The sequence below is a fragment of the Micromonospora sp. WMMD729 genome (assembly GCF_049315225.1).
In the GTDB taxonomy this organism is placed as follows: domain Bacteria; phylum Actinomycetota; class Actinomycetes; order Mycobacteriales; family Micromonosporaceae; genus Micromonospora.
Map to the genome: position 1 here is coordinate 4,067,808 of NZ_CP186059.1, position 19,908 is coordinate 4,087,715.

The 19,908-nt window shown below is 70.6% G+C and carries 13 protein-coding genes and 1 pseudogene; 10 read left to right on the forward strand and 4 right to left on the reverse strand.

All coding sequences use genetic code 11. From position 1 onward, the window contains the following. Positions 1–2: 2 nt before the first annotated feature. The 7 genes from ACN263_RS18535 to ACN263_RS18565 all read left to right on the forward strand — a co-directional run bounded on the left by ACN263_RS18535 (position 3) and on the right by ACN263_RS18565 (position 8,634). The gene (locus tag ACN263_RS18535; protein WP_422735650.1) at positions 3–2,081 is read left to right on the forward strand and encodes a molybdopterin-containing oxidoreductase family protein; all 2,079 of its coding nucleotides are present in this window, start codon (positions 3–5) and stop codon (positions 2,079–2,081) included. After that, positions 2,045–3,160, forward strand: a complete 1,116-nt coding sequence (locus ACN263_RS18540; RefSeq protein ID WP_422735651.1) for an iron-containing redox enzyme family protein — start codon at positions 2,045–2,047, stop codon at positions 3,158–3,160. Before ACN263_RS18535 ends, ACN263_RS18540 begins: the two co-directional genes overlap by 37 nt. Further along, positions 3,157–4,059 (forward strand): diaminopimelate epimerase, encoded by a 903-nt coding sequence (dapF, locus tag ACN263_RS18545; RefSeq protein ID WP_422735652.1) that lies wholly within the window; start codon positions 3,157–3,159, stop codon positions 4,057–4,059. Before ACN263_RS18540 ends, dapF begins: the two co-directional genes overlap by 4 nt. 104 nt (positions 4,060–4,163) lie before the next feature. Next, positions 4,164–4,946, forward strand: a complete 783-nt coding sequence (locus ACN263_RS18550) for an enoyl-CoA hydratase/isomerase family protein (protein WP_422735653.1) — start codon at positions 4,164–4,166, stop codon at positions 4,944–4,946. Further along, positions 4,943–6,361 carry an asparagine synthase C-terminal domain-containing protein gene (locus ACN263_RS18555; protein WP_422735654.1) on the forward strand — a complete coding sequence of 473 codons (1,419 nt, stop codon included), beginning with the start codon at positions 4,943–4,945 and terminating at the stop codon, positions 6,359–6,361. Before ACN263_RS18550 ends, ACN263_RS18555 begins: the two co-directional genes overlap by 4 nt. A 14-nt stretch (positions 6,362–6,375) precedes the next feature. Further along, positions 6,376–7,185, forward strand: a complete 810-nt coding sequence (locus tag ACN263_RS18560) for a TauD/TfdA dioxygenase family protein (protein ID WP_422735655.1) — start codon at positions 6,376–6,378, stop codon at positions 7,183–7,185. A gap of 9 nt (positions 7,186–7,194) precedes the next feature. After that, positions 7,195–8,634, forward strand: coding sequence for a class I adenylate-forming enzyme family protein (locus ACN263_RS18565; protein WP_422735656.1), 1,440 nt, complete (start codon positions 7,195–7,197; stop codon positions 8,632–8,634). Positions 8,635–8,758: 124 nt separating this feature from the next. On the opposite strand, the gene argJ is transcribed toward ACN263_RS18565, so the two are convergent. After that, positions 8,759–10,006 carry a bifunctional glutamate N-acetyltransferase/amino-acid acetyltransferase ArgJ gene (gene argJ / locus ACN263_RS18570; protein ID WP_422735657.1) on the reverse strand — a complete coding sequence of 416 codons (1,248 nt, stop codon included), beginning with the start codon at positions 10,004–10,006 and terminating at the stop codon, positions 8,759–8,761. A gap of 382 nt (positions 10,007–10,388) precedes the next feature. Between argJ and ACN263_RS18575 the strand changes: the two genes are divergently transcribed. Together ACN263_RS18575 and ACN263_RS18580 are read left to right on the forward strand one after the other, a co-directional pair. Next, positions 10,389–10,769, forward strand: a complete 381-nt coding sequence (locus ACN263_RS18575) for a hypothetical protein (protein WP_422735658.1) — start codon at positions 10,389–10,391, stop codon at positions 10,767–10,769. Positions 10,770–10,863: 94 nt separating this feature from the next. Next, on the forward strand, positions 10,864–13,302 hold the full coding sequence (locus ACN263_RS18580) for a tetratricopeptide repeat protein (protein ID WP_422735659.1): 2,439 nt from the start codon (positions 10,864–10,866) through the stop codon (positions 13,300–13,302). Positions 13,303–13,404: 102 nt separating this feature from the next. Here ACN263_RS18580 and ACN263_RS18585 read toward each other — a convergent pair whose 3' ends face one another. Both ACN263_RS18585 and ACN263_RS18590 read right to left on the reverse strand, forming a co-directional pair. Beyond that, positions 13,405–14,580, reverse strand: a complete 1,176-nt coding sequence (locus tag ACN263_RS18585; protein WP_422735660.1) for a hypothetical protein — start codon at positions 14,578–14,580, stop codon at positions 13,405–13,407. Further along, positions 14,577–15,698: a HesA/MoeB/ThiF family protein gene (locus ACN263_RS18590; RefSeq protein ID WP_422735661.1), complete on the reverse strand. Its 1,122-nt coding sequence runs from the start codon at positions 15,696–15,698 to the stop codon at positions 14,577–14,579. The genes ACN263_RS18585 and ACN263_RS18590 overlap by 4 nt, the downstream gene beginning before the upstream one ends. A 289-nt stretch (positions 15,699–15,987) precedes the next feature. On the opposite strand from ACN263_RS18590, the gene ACN263_RS18595 reads away from it, so the two are divergent. Further along, positions 15,988–18,798 carry a tetratricopeptide repeat protein gene (locus ACN263_RS18595; protein WP_422735662.1) on the forward strand — a complete coding sequence of 937 codons (2,811 nt, stop codon included), beginning with the start codon at positions 15,988–15,990 and terminating at the stop codon, positions 18,796–18,798. Between the two features lie 215 nt (positions 18,799–19,013). On the opposite strand, the pseudogene ACN263_RS18600 reads toward ACN263_RS18595, so the two are convergent. Continuing rightward, a pseudogene (locus ACN263_RS18600) lies at positions 19,014–19,808 on the reverse strand (CPBP family intramembrane glutamic endopeptidase); the annotation flags it as partial. Positions 19,809–19,908: the final 100 nt, after the last annotated feature.

The window sequence follows — 19,908 nt, forward strand, 5'->3', positions numbered from 1 at the left end:
CTGTGGTCGACCGTGAGGTCGCGGGTGGTTGCCCGTTGGACTGCCCGGACGCCTGTAGCTGGATAGTGGGCGTCCGGGACGGTGCGGCCGTCACGTTGCGTGGTCGCCCCGAGCACCCCTTCACCCACGGCACTCTCTGCGTGAAGGTCAACCAGTACCTCGACCACGCGGCGTCACCCAATCGGCTGCGTCATGCGCTGCGTCGCACCGGCCCGAAGGGCACCGGCAGGTTCACGAGGATCAGCCTGGACGAGGCGTTCGACGAGATCGCCGAACGGTTCGACCAGGTTCGTCGCCAGTACGGCGGCGAGTCGATCTGGCCGTACCAGGGAACGGGCAACCTGGGGTACCTCCAAGGGCTCCAGGGCCAGGCCGGCGCACGGTTGTGGAACGTGCTCGGCGCCTCCGAGCACGACATGACGATCTGCTCGGTGGCGGGGCTGGTCGGCGCGGACCTCGCCACCGGCACCCACCGGGGCATCGATCCGGAGTCGTTGGCCCACTCGCGGTTGATCGTGCTGTGGGGCGTCAACACCCTCACCACAAGCCATCACCAGTGGCGGTTCATCAACAAGGCACGCGAGCAGGGCGCGCATGTCGTCGCGATCGACCCGGTCGCCACACGGACCGCCCAGCAGGCCGACGAGCACCTGGCACCGCGACCCGGCACCGACGCCGCCCTCGCGCTGGGCCTGCTCAACGTGGTGGTCGCCGTCGGCGGGGCGGACCACGCCTACCTGGCCGACCACACCGTGGGGTGGCCCGAGTTCCGCGCCCGCATCGAGCAGTTCACTCCGGAACGGACCGCGGAGTTGACAGGCGTTTCCCGCGCGCAGATCGAGCAGCTGGGGGAACGCATCGCCACCACGAGACCCACCGGCATCCGGGCCGGCAGCGGGATGCAGCGCCACGCGGGCGGCGGCGCGGCCGTTCGCGTGCTCGCCTGTCTGCCCGGCGTCACCGGCGACTGGGGCAGGTTGGGCGGTGGCCTCACCTACTCGACGGACGGGTACTTCGGCGGTAACCGGGAGGCGCTTCTTCGCAGCGACCTGCGTGCGGCGCCGGTGCGGCGGCTCTCCATGACCCTGCTCGGCCAGAACCTCCTCGACCTGACCCCGCCGGTCAGGGCACTGTTCGTGTATGGGGCCAACCCGGTGGTCAGCAACCCGGATCAGCAACGCGTTCGCCAGGGGCTCGCCCGTGAAGACCTGTTCACGGTGGTCGCCGACCATTTCCAGACCGACACCGCCGACTACGCCGACATCGTGCTGCCCGCGACCATGCAGACCGAGCACCTCGATGTTCTCGACGGCTACGGCCACCTGTACGTCGCGTGGAACGAGCCGGCGACGGCCCCTCCGGGCGACTGCCTGTCCACGACGGAGATCTTCCGCCGAATCGCCCGGCACATGGGGTTGCCCGAGCCGAGTCTCTACGACTCGGACCACGAGCTGGCGGCCCAGTTGCTGGCGTCGGACCATCCGTCGCTGACCGGGATCGATGTCGAGTCCCTCCGCCGAGACGGCTGGGCGAGACTCAGTTATCCGGCCGATTTCGTGCCGTTCGCCGACGGCTTCCCGACACCGTCGGGCAAGTTGGAATTCCGGTCCGAGCGAGCCGTGGAAGCCGGATTCGAGCCGGTGGCGGGATACACCCCGCCACGCGAGTCGACCGACCCGGAACTGGCCGCGCGGTACCCGCTCTCGCTGATCGCCGGCGCCTCGCACTTCTTCCTCAACTCGGTATTCGCCAACAAGCCGGAACTACGGCGGCGGGCTGGTCCGCCACGGGTCGAGCTGCACCCGGACGACATGGCCGCTCGTGGGCTGACCGACGGCACACCGGTCGTGGTCTTCAACGACCGCGGTTCTTTCGTCTCCACCGCGTACGCCTCCGAACACGTCCGCGGCGGAGTCGTGGCGACCACGAAGGGCCATTGGATGAAGCTCACCGGCGGCTCGACCGTCAACGCGACGGTGAACGAGCGGGACGCCGACATGGGCGGCGGTGCCGTGTTCCACGACAACCGCGTCGAGGTCGAGGAATGGCAACCTCCGCGGCGCGCGACCGATATCAGATGACACATCATTTCCATGGGGGTACAACCGTGCAACAAACAGCTTCTGTGCAACGTACGGCGTCTGTCGTCGACGACATCTCCAATTGGCTGTCGATATCAGCGGATGAGCTTGACCGCGGGGTGCAGGGTGCGCTGCGAGAACAGGTTCTCGATCGGGTGCGAGAGCTGAACCTCCGCGCCGCCGCGGGCGACCCGGATGCATTTCTGCAGCAGCAGCAGATCCTCGCCCGGATCTATGACCTCGGGTTGCGGATCGCTCCGGGTGAACCGAGCGCCGAGGGATCGGTCGTCATTCACGAGATCGCCCGCCTGGTGGAGTCCGCCACCGGCGCCGCCGAGGACGCCCGCATCGAAGCCGGCCTGCTGGACGACATGCCGAGCGAACCGGCCGCCTACGTCTCCTGGTTGAAGGCGCTGGCCAAGCAGCACCGGGTGTACAAGCACCCCTACTACACCGATTTCATCAGCAACTTCGCGGACGCGGAGGACCTGCGTCTGTACATGATCCAGGAGTCGGTCATCGACGCGAGGTTCGACGACCTGCTCGCCCTCATGCAGGTCGGCACCGACGGTCCCGCGAAGATGGAGATCGCGGCGAACTACTGGGACGAGATGGGCAACGGCCGGCCGGACGAGGTGCACACCACGCTCTTCCGACGGATCTTCGAGGTCTTCGACGTGCGGGAGGACGAGGTCGCCGACCGGCTCACGGGCACGGCGCTGCTGTCCGGGAACCTCGCGGTGATGTTGTCGCGCTACCGGTACCGGTACGCCGAGGCGGTCGGCTACCTCGGCATGACCGAGTGGCTGGTGCCGGACCGGTTCGTGTGCGTCGTGCGCGCATGGGAGCGACTGGGGTTGCCAGAGGTCGGCATCACCTACCACCGACTGCACATCACGGTCGACTCCCAGCACGCAGCCGGGTGGTTCCACAACGTGGTGAAGCCGGCGGCGACCTCCGAGGCCATGCGCATCGGCATCGCGCGCGGAACACTGTGGCGACTCAACTCGTCCGCGCGCTACCTGGACGAGCGGCTCGCCGAGACCCGCCCACGGTGGGCTGACGGCAGCCGCAGGTGACCTCGCCACGAGGGGCCGGCCTACCGCGCTTCGCGAAGTACCAGGCGATGGGCAACGACTACCTGGTCGTGGACCCGCAGGACGGGCTACCCGCCGCGCCGGCGACAGCCGTCGCGATGTGCGACCGGCACTTCGGGATCGGCGCGGACGGGATCGTCTTCCGGGGCTCGCCCACGGGCGCGGATCAGCCCGTACCGGTCCGGTTGTTCAACCCGGACGGGAGCCCGTGCGAGCGGAGCGCGAACGGGCTGCGCATTCTCGGCCTGCACCTGTCCCGGGACGACGGTGCGGAGTTCGTGCTGGACACGGGGTTCGGCCAGACCAGGATCCAGGTACTGGACCGGTCCACGGGACTGGTGTCGATCGACCTCGGTCGGCCGGACTTCGACGCGGACGCCGTCGGCCTGGTCGGGGGTTCCGGTCCGGTCGTCGACCACGCGTTGCCCGTCGCCGGCCGGACCCTTCGGGTCACCTGCGTCCACAACGGAAACCCCCACGCGGTCGTCGTCCTACCGGCTGTCGACGAGTCGGCCGCGCGGGAGCTGGGGCCGCTGATCGGCCGGCACTCCGCGTTCCGCTCCCGGGTCAACGTGGAGTTCGCGGTGGTGCGCGATCGGAGTTCGCTCGAGGTCATGGTGTGGGAGCGCGGTGCCGGGCCGGTGCTCGCGTCCGGGAGCGGGGCGTGCGCGGCGGCAGCTGCGGCGCGGCGTCTCGGTCTGGTGGGCGACGAGGTTGACGTCCGGATGCGCGGCGGTGCCGTCACCGTGTCCATCGACGCCGGCGGCGCGATCCGGTTGACCGGACCGGTCGAGAAGGTCGCCACCGGACAGGTCTCCGCCGGCCTCGTCGCTCGAGCGGGTCGACCGACCCACCCGGCGCCGACGTCAGGCTCCTCCTGAACAAGTCACCCATGTGTTGATGAATGAGTAGTCATCGTGCTCAACCCGGGAGATGTGCGTTTCTGCGGCATCTTCCGCCCCGAAGATGATGGAGGACCAGCTCAATGAACAACGCTGTCCAGACACAACCCCGCGACACCTTCACGGTGGCAACGAAGAACGGCGTCGCACAGATCTCGTTCGACGGCTCGCACCACTCGAACGCGATGAGCAACGGCCGGATGCGCGCGCTCACCGAGATCCTCCGCGAGGTCGAGGCCGACGACGCGGTGGCCGCCGTGGTGCTGCACGGCGGCGAGGGCAACTCCTTCGCCGTGGGCGGCGATTTTCACGAGGTCAGCCACTTCTCGGGCGGTGACGAGGTGGACGAGTGGATCGACAACATCACCGAGCTCTACGTAGCCAGCCTCGAAGTCACCAAGCCCACCGTGGCCGCCGTCGAGGGTTACGCCATCGGGATCGGCCTGCAACTCCTGCTCACCTGTGACTACCGCGTCGGTGCGGACTCGTCGATCCTGCGCATGCCCGAGTTCAAGGTCGGCATCGCCTGCAATTTCGGCGCGTTCATGCTGGAACGCTCGGTCGGGCGTTCGGTGATGCAGCACATGCTCCTGTCGTGTGACGAATGGTCCGCCGAGTCCTCCCTGCGGGACGGACTGCTGCACGAAACGGTGTCCGGGGCCGAGGTGCTGCCGACCGCGCTGGCCCGCGCGGCGGCTTTCGCCGACTACAACCCGGCGGCCGTGCGCAACACCAAGCCGCAGATGAACCGCGACTACATCCAAGGGCTGCACGTCCTGCGCGACAACGCCAAGAGATCACATCGGGCAGGATTCGCCTCGGGGCGGCCGCAGCGGGAGATGCGCCGGATCGTGGGCAAGGCATGAGCGGCGGCTGGGTGGTCGTCGCCAACCGGCGCCTGACCGGACTTGAGTCGATGGGCGCGTGCTTCGAGGTCGGTGATCTGTTCGTCTACCACCGTGGCCTCGCGGCGGGGCTGCCCACGACCGTGCCGTTCGATATCGACGTCCGTACGCTGACGGCGACGCCCGCGCTCGGCGAGCTGCCCACGCAACCGGCGCAGCGGACCGTGCTGCAGGTGGCCGAGGACGCCGTGACCGCGTTCACCTCGGTGTTCAACGAGGACGCCATCTACGTTGCCGAGGACCCCGCGACCGACGGCTTCGCCCTCTTCACCGACCTGCTGCTCGCCGCGGCGATCCTGCCCGCGTGGGGCCTCGCCGCCCGGGTGCGCCCGGGTCCCGTGGGCACCGATCCGGAGGCCACGCTTGTCGACGGGATCCGACGGTTGGACCACTCGGTCCGGCAGCGCCGTGCCCGGACCGCTTCGGGCTGGCTGACCAGCACCGCCACCCGGGCCGAGGACTTCCTCGAGCAGTTCCGCAGGCCGTTCCGGGACGATCCGCTCGCTGCCGGGCAGGCGCAACTCGCCGAGCTGGAGACGGTGATCGCCGACATCGCCGCCGCCCGCCCCGACGCCACGTACGCGTCTCTGCTCTCCGGCGGGATCGACTCGGGCACCGTGACCTACCTGGCCGCGGCGCGGAACCTCGACGTGCGGCCGTACAGTGTCGGCACGCCCTGGGGAGACGAGTTCTCCGACGCCGCGGAGCTGTGCGAGGTCGCCGGCCTCAAGTTGCATCCGCTGCTGCTCGACGAGGACAGCATCATCCGTGCCGTCCCCGCCGCCGTCCGCTGGCTCGGTGTGACCACGCCGGAGGTGGTCGAGGTCGCGCTCACGGCCACGGCGTTCTACCAGTCCGGCGTGGTCGAACCGGGTCGCGTGCTGCTCACCGGGTACGGCAGCGACCTCATCAATGCCGGGCTCTTCACCCCGTTCGAGCACCCGGACGAGCTGATCGAGCAGGGCATCGCGGCGGTCGCGCGCACCCGCACCAGCGGTGAGCTGGCCAACCGGATGGCGCTGGCGTACGGCGTCGAGACGTTCCACCCGTTCTGGACGCTCCCGGTGATGCGTACCGCGTTGGAGACCACCCCCGCCTGCAAGGTCCGCGACGGGCGGGAGAAGTTCCATCTGCGGACCGCGATGGCCGCGCACGTCACCCCCGCTATCGCGTGGCGCCGCAAGATCGCCGTACACCACGGCGGGAACCTGCAGGACGGGGTACGGCGGCGGCTCAGTGCCGACTCCGGGCAGAACGACCCCTCCCGCGTATACCAAGCATGCTTCGCCGACCTTCTGGCGCTGGCCGGCCAGGGACACCTCGACGACTGGAACGCCGACGAGGTCTACGCGCGCGCGCTCGCCACGATCCGATGAACGAGGAGATGATGATGGCTGAGAACACACTGACCGATTCGGGTTTCGGCACGCTGTTGACGTCGCCGCCCGGGGAGGCCCTCGAAGAGCTGGCCCGGCGGACCCGCGAGGCGGCCCTGACCAGCGGGGTCGCGCTGACCCGCGATCTGGACCTCACCGAGAATGCCTTCCAGCGGCTCGTCCACCTCCTCGGTCAGACCGTGGATCACAAGTTCGGCGAGGGCCAGGCCGATCTGCTGCTGCTCAACGCCTCGAGGGACGAGGGGAAGGTCGTCACCGGCCGTGGCCCCCTCCCGCTGCACACCGACGGACTGTTGGTGGGCGAGCAGGTCGACCTGATCGTCCTGTACGCCAAGGACTTCGCCGACGAACCTGGTTCCGGCGAGACCACGGTGTGCGACCAGCTCAGCGCGTGGCGCGAGATGCCGGCGCACCTCGGCAAGGTTCTTGCCGACGGCCGGCTCGAATACCTCGTCGAGGAACGGGGCTACTTTCCGCAGGTACCCGCCGACTGGTACGAGATCCCGACCACCCGCGACTACGGCCGCGTACGCTCGCTGAACCTGGCACTCGGATTCCCGCCGGATGTGCCCCAGGGCTGGCAGGTGCGCGTCGCCGGCGTCAGTGCCGACGACTCCGCCGCATTCTTCGCGGAGCTGTCGGCGCACCTGCATTCGCCGCGCTACCTCTACCAGCACCGTTGGCAGACCGGTGACCTGCTGGTGATCGACAACCAGCGGACGCTGCACGGCCGCACCGCGATCGGGTCCGACGGGGTGCGGCTGCTCTATCGCGGCCAGGTCACTCTGCCGACGGCCGCCTGAGGAGGCACCGTGCTACTGAACGAGTTCCGTGCCGTGGTGGCCCGCAGGGCCGACGCCCCGGCGGTGCTGGTTCCCGACGGCGAACGCCTGAGCTACGGCGAGCTGGCGCTGCGGGTCGACCGCGCCCTCGGCTGGCTGCGGACCAGGGGCATCGGCGAGGGCCAGACGGTCGCGACCTGGCTGGACAACGGAATTGACTACGTGGCACTGGTGCTCGCCCTGGCCGGCAGCGGCGCTGTCCACGTGCCGATCAGCCGGTCCGCGACGCCGGAGCACATCGCATGGCTGGTCGAGCAGACGAAACCGACACTCGTCGTCGGCGCGGAGCCGCTGCCGGACGTCGTCGTCGAGCAGGTGACGACCGCCGAGCTGGCGACCGGCTCCGAACTGGTCGGCGCGCGGCCGTTCGCGGCGTACGAGGGCGCGTTCCGGCTGCTGGAGACGTCCGGCTCCACGGGGAAGCCCCGGCTGGTGACCTGGCGCCAGGATGACCTGCTCCACGACCGGCGACAGTGGATCGCCTACACCGGGACGACCGCCGAGGACGTGCTGTTCAACCGCCACACCCTGGACGTCGCGCACGGCTGCGACGTCCACCTGTTCCCGGCGCTGCTCTCGGGCGCCCTCCTGGTGCTGGCCGATCCGTCCGCCGCACCCGACCAACTGCTGCGGTGGCTGGAAGAGACCGGCGCCACCGTGTGCAGCGCGCTGCCGAGGCACTACGAGTTGCTGACGCAGGCGGCACGTGGCCGGTCTGTCGACCTGTCCGCGCTGCGGATGCCGCTCTGCGGCGGGGCGTACCTGAGCGGCCAGGTCGTCGCCGACGCGGCCGAGGTCCTCGGTATCCACATCCGACGCATCTACGGCTCGACCGAGTTCGGCATCGTGCTGGGGAACATGGACGATGTCGTACAGGACACCCGCGGCATGAGCCCGGTCACCGGAGTCGAGATCAGGCTCGCTCCCCTCGACGAGGCGTGGCCTTCGATCGGTGAGGTGCTGGCCCGCTCGACGCACACGAGCGTCGGCTACTTCGGTGACCTGGCGGCGACCTCCGCCACGTTCCGCGACGGCTGGTACCACACCGGGGATGTCGCCGAGTTCGACGGTGAGTACCGGATCCTCGGCCGCGTCGCCGACCTGCTCGGCGGCTCGGCCGGTCCGGTGTTCGGTCCGGGCGTCGAGGCCGCGCTGACGGCCGCGTGCCCGATCACCGAGGTCGCCGTACTGGCACCGCTGCCCGGGGAGACCGAGGGTGCGTTCGTGGTGGCGACCCCCGCGCCCGGGGTCGAGGACGAACGCGTGCGCGCGGCGATCCGTACCGTCCTCGAGGACCTGGGTGTGCGTGCGGAGAGCGTGCTCGCCGCCACCATTCCCCATACCGCCGTCGGGAAGGTGGACAAGCCCGCCCTGCGCAAGTGGCGGACGTCGAACGTGCGTCAGCACTGACCGACGACGGGCCGCGCCCGGTTCGCCCGGGTCAACGCCGACCTGGGCGCCGGGCAGCGACTCCCGCTGATACGCCTGCGGCCGATCCCGGTCGCGCGCGGTGCGCCCAGGATGCGTGGCCTGATCAGGTGGTGTAGTCGGCGTTGATGCGGATGTAGCCGTCGGTGAGGTCGCAGCCGTAGACGGTGAAGGAACCGGTGGCGATCCCGAGGTCGATGTCGATCACGACTTCCTTGCCGCGCATGTACTCCGCGGCCCGGTCCAGGATGTCGTCGAGGGAGCCCTCGGGGAACATCAGCAGATCGCCGAAGCGGATCGTCACCCGGTCCGGGTCGATGTCGGTCTCGTCCTCCAGCTTGCCGATCGCCATCGCGACCCGGCCCCAGTTCGGATCGGCGCCGTGCACGGCGGTCTTGACCAGTGGCGAGTTCACGACGCTCTTGCCGACCAGCTTCGCCTGCGCGTCGTCGCGCGCACCACTCACCCGGACCTCGATGAGCTTGCTCGCGCCTTCACCGTCGGAGGCGATGTCCCTGACCAGGTGCAGGGCCGCCTGGTGCAGCGTCCGCTCGAACTCTCCGAGGTCGACCGGGCCGGCAACGCCGTTCGCGAACACCGCGGCGGTGTCACTGGTCGAGGTGTCGGTGTCGATGCTGAGCGCGTTGAACGTGCGGTCGACCACCCGGCGGAAGATCGCGTCGAGGTCCTCCCTGTCGACCCGCGCATCGGTGAAGAAGAACGTCAGCAGCGTCGCCATGTTCGGCTCGATCATGCCGACGCCCTTGGCGATGCCGACGATCACGGCGTCTCCACAGCGCAGCCGGACCACCTTGTGGCGGGTATCCGTCGTCATGATCGCGCGCGCACTGGCGTCGAAGTCGGCGTCGGGGAACGGCCACGACAGCTCGTCGAGCCCTCGTCGGATCTGCGCCATCGGATAGGGCCGCCCGATCACCCCGGTGGAGCCGATCAAGAGCTGGTCGGCGGGGATCCCGGCGACGTCGGCGACCCTGCGCTGAAGCTCGGCGGCGTTCTCGGCCCCGACCTTCCCGGTCGCGACGTTGGCGTTGCGGGAGACCACAACCATGCCCCGGAAACTGCCGGCCGCCGCGGACTGCCGACTGATCTCGACGCTGGGCCCGGCGAACCGGGAGCGCGTGAACACCGCCGCCGATGTCGCGGGAACCTCGGACACGATGACCGTGAAATCGTCATCGACGTCCTTGAGGCCCAGGTTCCTCGTCACGCCACGAAAACCCTGTGGTACGAGAGCGGCCCGCGGCCCAAGGAGATCTTGCGATTCAGCTGTCGACGACATCCACTCACCAGTTTCATCAGTTGGCGGCATTGTCCCACAGCCGCGTCCGGCCACCTACGGACCGGAAGGTAGTACTGCTACGGCGAGTCGCGGCTTCCGGCCGTGGAGCCGCAACCACTCTGCGCCCGGGCCCTGCGCGCCCCCTACGCGGACGACGACCTTACCTGCGGGCGCTGCCCCACGCGGCCAACTCGGGCGTCGTCTACGCCCGCGCCCGGCCCGCCTGAGCCTGCCGGCAGCTGATCTGACCTGGATCGAGTCGGCGATGGTTCCTGCCCTGTCGATCGCGGTGCGGAACAGATCCGAACAGCCTCGTACACGTTGATGTCTTGATCGAATTCAGTACCGATGATTGGCTCGCCGCATGCCGTGGTGGCGTAGCAACAAATCGCTAGCCAACCGCGAATACCGAGCAGCTATGCGAAGGGGATCGACCATGACGCGCATTTTGTGGCAACGGGGGGTCGTGGTGGCGGGGGCTGGCGTGCTGGGGGCCGCAGCCTCGCTGACCGCCGTCCTGCCCGCCCAGGCGGCCTGCAGTTGGACCATCTCGACGCCGGTCAAGAGCTCGGGAAGTGCTGTCACCACGGGCACCACGTCCGGATGCGGCAGTTCCTCCGGCTGGGAGACGCAGCTCTACGTCTGGAACGGCGTGAGCTGGCGGTTGCTCAACTACTCCAGCTTCAGTGGCAACCGGAGCCGCTCCACGAGTCACCCATGCTCGGGTACGGCCAGTCACACGTTCAAGGGTGCGATCTACAACGCGGCCACCGGGACGTCCAAGACGTCGACGACCACGTTGGCCTGCGGCGTCTGACCTCGGCGACGACACAGACCGAGGGCCTCCTGGACCAGCCACCCAGACGTTAAACGCGATGGGAGGTTGAATCGAGCCAGTTACACTCCTCACCGTGCCAGATCGAGCACCGGTACCCCGCACGGCGGCCACCGCAGAGGAATATGTGGCAGCGCTCCGCCAGCTGAAAGCCTGGTCGGGGCGCTCCTTCCGGGATCTGACCCGGCTGGCTCGGCAGAAAGGGCGGATCCTGCCCGCGAGCACCCTGGCTTCGGCGCTCGCTCGACCGACACTGCCGTCCCTGGACATCGTGGTCGCCATCGCGGAGGCGTGTGATCTGCCGCCGGACGAGGTGGCCGAATGGGTACGCCGGCGTCGTCAGCTGGCTCAGTCGGAGGTCGAGGGGGAGACCGTTGGCGGTGCCACCCCCAGCAGAACGGACCTGGTCACGCCGTATCTGCTGCCGAGTGGGCCGACCTCGTTCGTGGGGCGAAAGGCGGAACTGACCCGGGCCGGGCACATTCTGCGGGCCGACGGGCAGAGCGGGCGTACGGTAGTGATCACCGGCCCGGCCGGTGTGGGTAAGACGACCCTCGCGGTCCGGCTGGCGCAACTGGCCGTCGAGCATTTTCCGGACGGACAACTGTTCGCCGACCTGCGTGGCCCGCACCCCCAGTCGGGCGTCTCCTGGCACGTACTCGGTGTCTTCCTTCGTGCCCTCGGCGTCAGCAGCCACTCCGTGCCCGCCGCGCTCGAAGAGCGCATCAACCTCTACCGCAGCCTGCTCGCCCAGCGAAGCGTGCTCGTCGTTCTCGACAACGCCGCCGCGGGCCGGGATGTCCAGGCTCTCATCGCCTCGGGGCCGAAGACCGCCACCATCGTCACCAGCCGGAGCGTCCTTCCTGGGCTGGACGGCTTCCGGGTGCCGCTGAGACTGCTCAGCGAGCCGGAAGCGCTGGAGATGGTCAAACGCATGATCGGTGAGGATCGGGTCGCCCGGGATCAATCCTCCGCCTTCCAGATCGTGAACCGCTGCGAACGGCTTCCGCTGGCCGTGTGGATTGCCGGGGCCCGCTTGGCCGCTCGCCCGGACATGCCGTTGGGCGCTCTGGCCAGAGCCCTCGCCGACGAGCATCGAAAGCTTGACGAGCTCACGGTGGGCGACGTGGCGGTACGGGCCAGCATCGAGCTGACGTACGCGGCGCTGTCCCGGAGCCAGCAGGAGGCACTGTCCTATCTGGCGCAGCTCGACACGGTGGACGTCGCCCCGTGGGCACTCGCGGCGTTGATGGACACCTCGCCGGCCGACGCGACGAAGCTCCTCGACGACCTGGCGGAGTTGCATCTGCTGTTCGTGCGCTACACCGACAACGCGGCACCGCGCTACCGGATGCACGACCTGGTCGCCGCGTTCGCACGGGACAAGACGACGCAGATCCTCACGCCGGTGCAGACGGAGCGGGCCAGACTGCGGATGCTCGGCGGGGCGTTGGGCCTGGCGAGCGTCGCCGGCATCCGGATCAACACGGACTTCGACGAGGTGCCGTTCGCGGCCCCGCCCTGGTCATTCAGCGACCAGACACGTGACGCGGTGCTGGACGACCCGCTCGCCTGGTTCCGGGACGAGTACGGCTTCCTCAAGACGCTCGCCGAAGACATGCTGCCGTCCGTGCCGCTGCCCGCGGCTGGTCTGATCGTGGCTCTCGCGCCATTCATGCAGCTGTCGGGCTACTTCGACGACTGGCTGCACCTGCACAGCCGCGCGACGGGATCGGTGGCTGACGGCCCGGTCGGGGCCAGCCTGCGGCGCAACCTGGGTGAGCTGTCGACGATCGTGGACGACTACCCGGCAGCGGAGCGCCATTACCGCGCGGCGATCGAGATGCTTGATCCCTCCGACAAGGCACGCATCGCCAGCACCTCAGCCGGATTGGCCTACCTCTACCGCCTGCAGAGCAGGTATGCCGAGGCGGAGGAACATTTCGTCAGGGCCATCCACCTCGCGGAGGCAGCCGGCAACGACAACTGCCTGATCTACGCGACGACCGGCCTCGGTGTCACGCTGATGGAGCAGGGACGCCGCGACGAGGCGGTGACGGTGTTCGACGAGAGCCTGCGGCGCAGCGTGGCCATCGGCTACCTGCCGGGGCAGGCGCAGGCGTGGCGCTGCCTCGGGCAGGTCAGCCGGCTGCGCGGCGACTACCCCGCCGCCGAACGGCACTACCGCACCGCCGAGCGGATCAGCCTGTCGCTGGGCGACCAGTTGAGCGCGACGCACGCCCGCTGCTGGCTCGGTGACGTCCTCGTCAAACAGGGCAAGGCGGTCGAGGGCCGGCGCGTACTCGCCGAATCTCTCTGGGTCTACCGTGCCGCGGCGAACCGCTGGGGCGAGGCGGCCGCGTTGCACTGCCTGGCCGAAGCCCAGTTGTCTGCCGGAAGACCGGACCTCGCCCGACGCCGTGCCGAGGCGGCGGTGGCCATCTGGACCGACGTCCATTCGCCCTACTGGCTGGCCACAGCCAAGGCCACCCTCAGCAGGGCGCGGACTTCCTGACTAGCCCGACCTGGTGGGACGGTCGAGATGGCGACGCCGTGAACCGCCCCCGGGCGGGCTCGGGCTTGGGCGGATGCCTCCGCGACGCGTGCGGCAGCGGGCTCACCGTCCCGCTCGGGTGCGCACCGCCTTGACGGCCAGCACCAGCGTCGCCAGGATCGGCGCGTAGACCAGCAGGGCCGTCGCCAAGCCCCACCACAGCCGCGCGCTGCCCGCCCCGGCGGCGAACCCGTCGGCCGCCCACCCGCCGACGTAACGGAGCAGCGGCAGATAGAACAGTACGAAGTAGCCGGCGGCGAGCAGGCACCCGGCGAGCCAGAGCCAGCGGAACCAGGTGCCCACCCGCACGTCGTGCGGGTCGGCCCGGTCCAGCTCGGCGCGGTGCCGCTCGTCGAGCCGGCCGAAGGCCCGCCGCAGCAGCAGGGACTTGACCCGCCACAGGTCACGGCAGCCGATCGCGGTGACCAGGACGGCGTACAGGTCGGTGCGCAGGAAGATCATGCACTGCCAGAGCGTGCTGGCCACCAGGACGAAGACCAGCGCCGGGAGTGGGCGTACCGGCCCGAGAACGAGCTGTCCGGCCAGCAGCGCCGCGAGCAGCACCATGTCGACGGCCAACCCGGCGAGCTGTGGGCCGTAGCGTTGGCGGCGCGGCACGCTCCACAGTTGCGACAGGTCGGTCTCGAAGACCAGGAAGAACAGCCGTCGGTCGATGCCGAAGCGGGTCCGCAGGTCCAGTGCGCGCGCGGCCAGCCAGTGCCACGCCTCGTGCACGGCCACCAGGGCGTACGTGACCGGCAGCATGATCAGCAGGCTGGTGCCGACGTCACCGGTCAGCAGGAGATCGGTCGGTCGGGGCCAGAGGTCCGGGCGTACCAGGAGGCACGCCACCACCCCGATCGCGGCGGCGGCGTAGACCACCCAGGCCGCCCGGGAGAACAGCGGCCGGACCAGTGCCACCGGGGGGCCGGCGGTCCAGGAGCGTTGCTGCACGGCGGCCGTCGGCACCGGCGTGGGCGCCTCGTCGGTGTCCACGAACCCCAGCTCGGTCAGGACGGCGACGAAGTCGTCCAGGTCCACCGGCTCGCCCGCGAGCGCCTCGCCCCGCTCGGCGGCCTCGGCGAGCGTGGCGCCGTCCAACAGAGCCCGGATGACGACGCCACCCACTGCGGGCATCGCGACGTAGGTGCCCCGTTCCGGGTCGCCGACGAGGACGTCCGTGCCCTCCTCGACGAGCGTCAGCGGGCGCAGCCGTACCGTGCTCGTCGCGTCGGTCATGACGCGGTGGCGGCGGTGCGGGCGCCGGCCACCGCGCACATGGCGCAGTCCGGGTCGCGTGGCCACGGCTCGCGATTCGGCCGGCAGCCCGCGGAGAGGTCCACCAACACCTCGGCGCCCGCCGCGTACGGCGGTTCGTAGCCGGTCAGGTAGCGCAGCGCCTCGAACGCCACGAGGGACCCGACCAGCGCGGCCGACGGCCCGTTGGCCCGGTTGACGCGGGAGATGCGGGCGCTGAGCCGCTGCGCGGTCATGGCGGCCGGCTCCAGCACCGACGCCTCGATGCCCTGGCCGTCGCCGTAGGCGCGGACCCGGCATTCGTAGCAGGCACTGCGGCCCGGGTCGACGGAGAAGTAGATGAGCTGGGAGCCGACCATGCCGCCCCGGATCCAGGGCACCCCGGCGCGCAGGCACGCCTCGTTGACCCAGTTGTCGATCCGTTCGCCCTGGTCGACGCCGGACACCACCAGGTCGACGCCGGGCAGCAGGTCCGCGATGTCGTCGGGGCCGCCGATCCAGCGGCGTACCGCCTCGACGGTGATGCCGGAGTGAAAGGCGCGCACCCAGTCGGCGGCGCGGTCGACCTTGGTGACACCGAGGTCGGCCTCCCGGTACAGGAACTGCCGGGCGAGGTTGCGCGGCTCCACCTCGTCGGCGTCCACCAGGGTGAGCCTGCCGACGCCGAGGCCGGCCAGGTTCTGCAGGACGTTGGAGCCGAGCCCGCCCGTGCCCAGTTGCAGGACATGGGCGTCGCGTACCCGCCGTTGCAGGTCGGCCTCGCTGGCGTCCAGGGTCGCGTGCAGCTCGAAGAATGCGAGGTTGCTGAAATCCCGTCCGGCCCCGGCTCGGTCGACGTGCCGGTCGAGATCCCGCAGCAACCGGAGGCCGTCGAGCGCGTCCAGCGCGCCGCTGAGGTCGTCGGTGCTGACCTCGACACCGTCGGCGGCCAGGGCGGCACGTAGCTCGGCGACCGTTCCCGGCTGGTCGGACAGCACGGAGAGCAGGCGTTCCACCTGGCCGTCCGGGTCGTCGAGCTGCACCGAGCGACTCGGGTCGCAGACGACGACGAGACCGTCGCCGACGCGCTCCCACTGGCAGGGTTTGAGGCCGACGCGCATGACAAACCTCCGGGTCCGAGGGGGGTTTCACCGGGGTGGGCGGCCGCCGGGGAACGACGGCCGCCCGCCAGGCTCGATCAGGAATCGGGGTACTGCGTGGTCTTCACCGACTCCACGGTGCGAACGACGATCTTCATGGCTGCCTCCTTCCCTCTCGGCTCGACCGAATACCTCCGGACCCCCGTGTGCCGTTTCGGTCGGGCACGAAGAGAATGACAACCGACGATGGGCCGTTCCGTTGTGGAATCGTTGCGACGCCGAAGGTGGCTGATGCTGTGCGGGTCTCGTGGTGAACGGACGGGCCGAACCGGTCGGATACCGACTGCTCGGCCCGGTGCAGGTTCTCGCCGGCGCACGACCGGTCGACCCGGGGCCGCCGCGACAGCGGGCGGTGTTGGCGGCGTTGCTGGTCGACGCGGGCCGGGTCGTCGAACAGGCCGCGCTGGTCGACCGGGTGTGGGGCGAGCAGGCCCCCGCCGACGCACGGGGCAGCCTGCGGGCGCACGTCACCCGGATCCGGCAGGTGTTGCGCGAGGCGGCCGGTGACGCCGACCCGCCGCCGCTGGTGCACCGCTCCGGCGGGTACGTGCTGGAGATCGACGAGGAACTGGTGGACCTGCACCGGTTCCGTCGATTGCTGCTGCGCGCCGGGGACACCGGTGACGACCGGGAACGGCTGGCCACCCTGCGCGCGGCGATCGGGCTCCGGCAGGGTGTACCGCTGGCCGGCATCGCCGGGGACTGGGCCGCCCGGATGCGGGAGAGCTGGATCCGCGAGCACCTGGACGCCGTGGTGGCGTGGGCGGATGCCGAGCTGGGTGCGCACAACCCGGCCGTCACCATCGGGCTGCTGGCCGAGCTGGCGGCGGAACACCCGCTCGTGGAGTCGCTCACCGCCGCGCTGATGCGGGCCCAACACGCGCTCGGGCGCACCGCCGACGCGTTGCGGGAGTACGCGGCACTGCGGACGCGGTTGGCCGAAGCGCTCGGCGTCGACCCGGAACCGAACCTCCAGACGCTCCACCAGGCGCTGTTGCAGGGTTCCTCCCCGCCACCCCGGGCAGCGCCGGCCGCCGGTACGCCGGCGCCGGTGCCGGCGGAGCTGCCCACGGACGTCCGCGGCTTCGTGGGGCGCACCGACGCCCTGACCGGCCTCGACAAGCTGCTGGCCGAGCCCACCGGGGTGGCGACGGGCGGCGTGCTCGCGGTGATCTCCGGCACCGCCGGGGTCGGCAAGACCACCCTGGCCGTGCACTGGGCGCACCAGGTGGCCCACCGGTTCCCTGACGGCCAGCTCTACGCCGACCTGCGCGGCTTCGACCCCGGCGGGGTGCCGGTCCGGCCGGCCGCCGCGCTGCGCGGCCTGCTCGAATCCCTCGGCCTACCGCCCGAGCGGATCCCCGCCGACCCCGACGTGCAGGCGGCGCGCTACCGCAGCCTGCTGGCCGGCAAGCGGATCCTCGTCGTGCTCGACAATGCCCGCGACGCCGACCAGGTCCGGCTCCTGCTGCCCGGCACGCCCACGTCGGCCGCCGTGGTCACCAGCCGCGACCGGCTCGCTCCGCTGGTGACCGTGCACGGCGCCCACGCGCTCGCCGTCGACGTCCTCGACCCCGACGAGGCCCGGCTCCTGCTGGCCCGCCGCCTGGGTGTCGACCGGGTGACCGCCGAGCCGGCCGCCGTGCAGCAGATCATCGCCGCCTGCGCGCGGCTGCCGCTCGCCCTCGCCATCGTCTGCGCCCGCGCGCAGCAGACCGCGTTCCCGCTGACTGCGATCGCCGCCGAGCTCGACGACGTGCACGGCCGCCTCGACGCCCTCGACGCCGGCGATCCGACCACCCGGGTACGCGCCGTCTTCTCCTGGTCCGAGGCCGCGCTGAGCGCCGCCGCGCGGCGGCTGTTCCACCTGGTGAGCCTGCACCCGGGCCCGGACGTCGGCGTGTACGCCGTGGCGAGCCTCGCCGGGCAACCGCTGGCCCCCACCCGCCGCCTGCTGGCCGAACTGGTCCGCGCCAACCTGGTCGCCGAGCCGGCACCCGGCCGGTACGCCCTGCACGACCTCCTGCGCGCGTACGCCGCCGAGGAGGTTGCCCCCGACGACGGGCGGGCCGCGCGGTCGCGCCTGGTCGGCCACTACACGCACGCCGCACACGCCGCGAACCGGCTCGTGCACGCCCAGCGGGATCCCATTCCGCTGGCGCTCGACCCACCGCCAGCCACCGACACTGCGGAGCACCTGGCGGACCCGCGCCAGGCGACGGCCTGGTTCCACGCCGAGCGCGCCGCCCTGCTCGCCACGCTGCGCCTGGCCGCCGCGTCCGGCCTCGACCGGGCGGCCTGGCAGCTCGCCTGGGCCCTCGACACGTACCTCGAACGACGCGGGTACTGGTACGACCGCGCCGTCGCCTGGCGGATTGCGCTGGAGTGCGCGGACCGGCTCGGCATTCCGGCCGCGCGTGCCGGCGCCCACCTCAGCCTCGCCCACACCGACCTGCGGTTGCAGCGGCTCGACGACGCGCAGGAGCACCTGCACCGAGCCCTCGACCTCTATGTGGGCAGCGACGACACGGCCGGGCAGGCGTTCATCCACCGCCTCTTCGCCTACCTGCACGAGCACCGGAAGGACTTGCCCAGCGCCCTGGAGCACGCCCGCCGGGCCGTCCTGCTCTACCGCGCGGCCGGACACGAACGCGGCGAGGCGTTCGCGCTCAACGCCGTCGGTTGGTGCCACACGCTGCTCGGCGACCACGCCACCGCCGTCGAATACTGCGAGCACGCGCTCAGCCTCCTGCGCCGGGTGGGCGACCGCGGCGGTACGGCCGCCACCTGGGACAGCCTCGGCCACGCCCGACACCACCTCGGCCAGTACGATCGGGCCGTCGACTGCTACCGGCAGGCCCTCGGACTGTTCCGAGAACTCGGCTACCGCGCCCACGAGGCGGACACCCTCTCTCACCTCGGCGACACCCACCTCAGAGCGGGGGACGCGGGCGCCGCGCGGATCGTGTGGCAGCAGGCCCTGAGCGTTCTCACCGACCTCGACCATCCAATGGGCGAGTCGGTCCGCGCCCGCCTCGACGCCCTGCCGTCCTCGGCGTGATCCGCGCTTTGGCGGGCTGGCACCCTGCCCTGGTGGGGTTGGGGCCGGTGGGTGGTCCCGGCTCGCCGCTCGCGCAGCCAGACCAGCACCACCATGGCGATGTTGACGGCGCCGAGGATCAGCAGCGTCGCGTCACCGGAGTCGGTGGACCGGTCGATCGCGTAGGGCGCGCCGTCCGCCAGGACCGTGTTGACGATCCCGAACAGGACGTTGTTGGCGACGTGGAAGGCAACCGGCGCCTCGATGCCACGGCTGATGATGGCCATCACGCCGGTGCTGATGCCAATGAACGTGTAGTAACCGAACAGCCAGGGGTCGGTCGATCCATGGACCACGGCGAAGCCCAGGCCGGAGACGACGAGCCCGACGGCCAGGGCGGGTCGGACCGCGCGCACCCAGGACGCGGCGGCGGGCAGCACGGCGCTTCGGAACATCAGCTCCTCGCCGGCGGACTGCAGCGGCGTACTCAGTATGGTGACCACCAGCACGCCGATCGTCGTGCCGGTGACACCGAAGGTGGTCCAGCCCGGGGAGTCGGGCGCGACCACCGCCACGACACCGATCCCCGCACCCACCAGCAGCGCCGCCCCGACCAGGTAGTACGCCAGGCGGCGGGCGTCGAAGGCGCGGGGGAAGCTGATCAGGCTCCGCCACGGCACCCTGGCGATCCACACCAACAGCAGGATCGCCAGGACACCCGCCGCGCCGATGCTGATGTTGATGGCCAGCAACTTCAACGGCGTGAGCGTCGGCGACATCGGGTCGTCGCTGCCCTCGATGACACCCACGGCCTGGTAGAGCACCACCTGGAGAACAAGCATCACCAACGGCGGCACCAGGATCACCACGAGCGGCTTCCACCAGCTCATGCGCAGGTGCGCGCCGAAGGGCCGGGAGCTGTCGACGGCCGGCCCGGACCGCATCGACGTCAGGAGACGGTCGCCCTCCGCAGCAGAGGGGCCTGGGCGTTCCGCCCCTACCCAGGGTCCGTCGGATCGTGGCGCGCTCATCGGGAAATTCCTTTCGAAGACGCTGGAGACCCCATTCCAGCGCGGGCCAGGTCCGACGTGCAGTGCCACCGTGTCACCAGCTCACCGTGACATTCCGGGG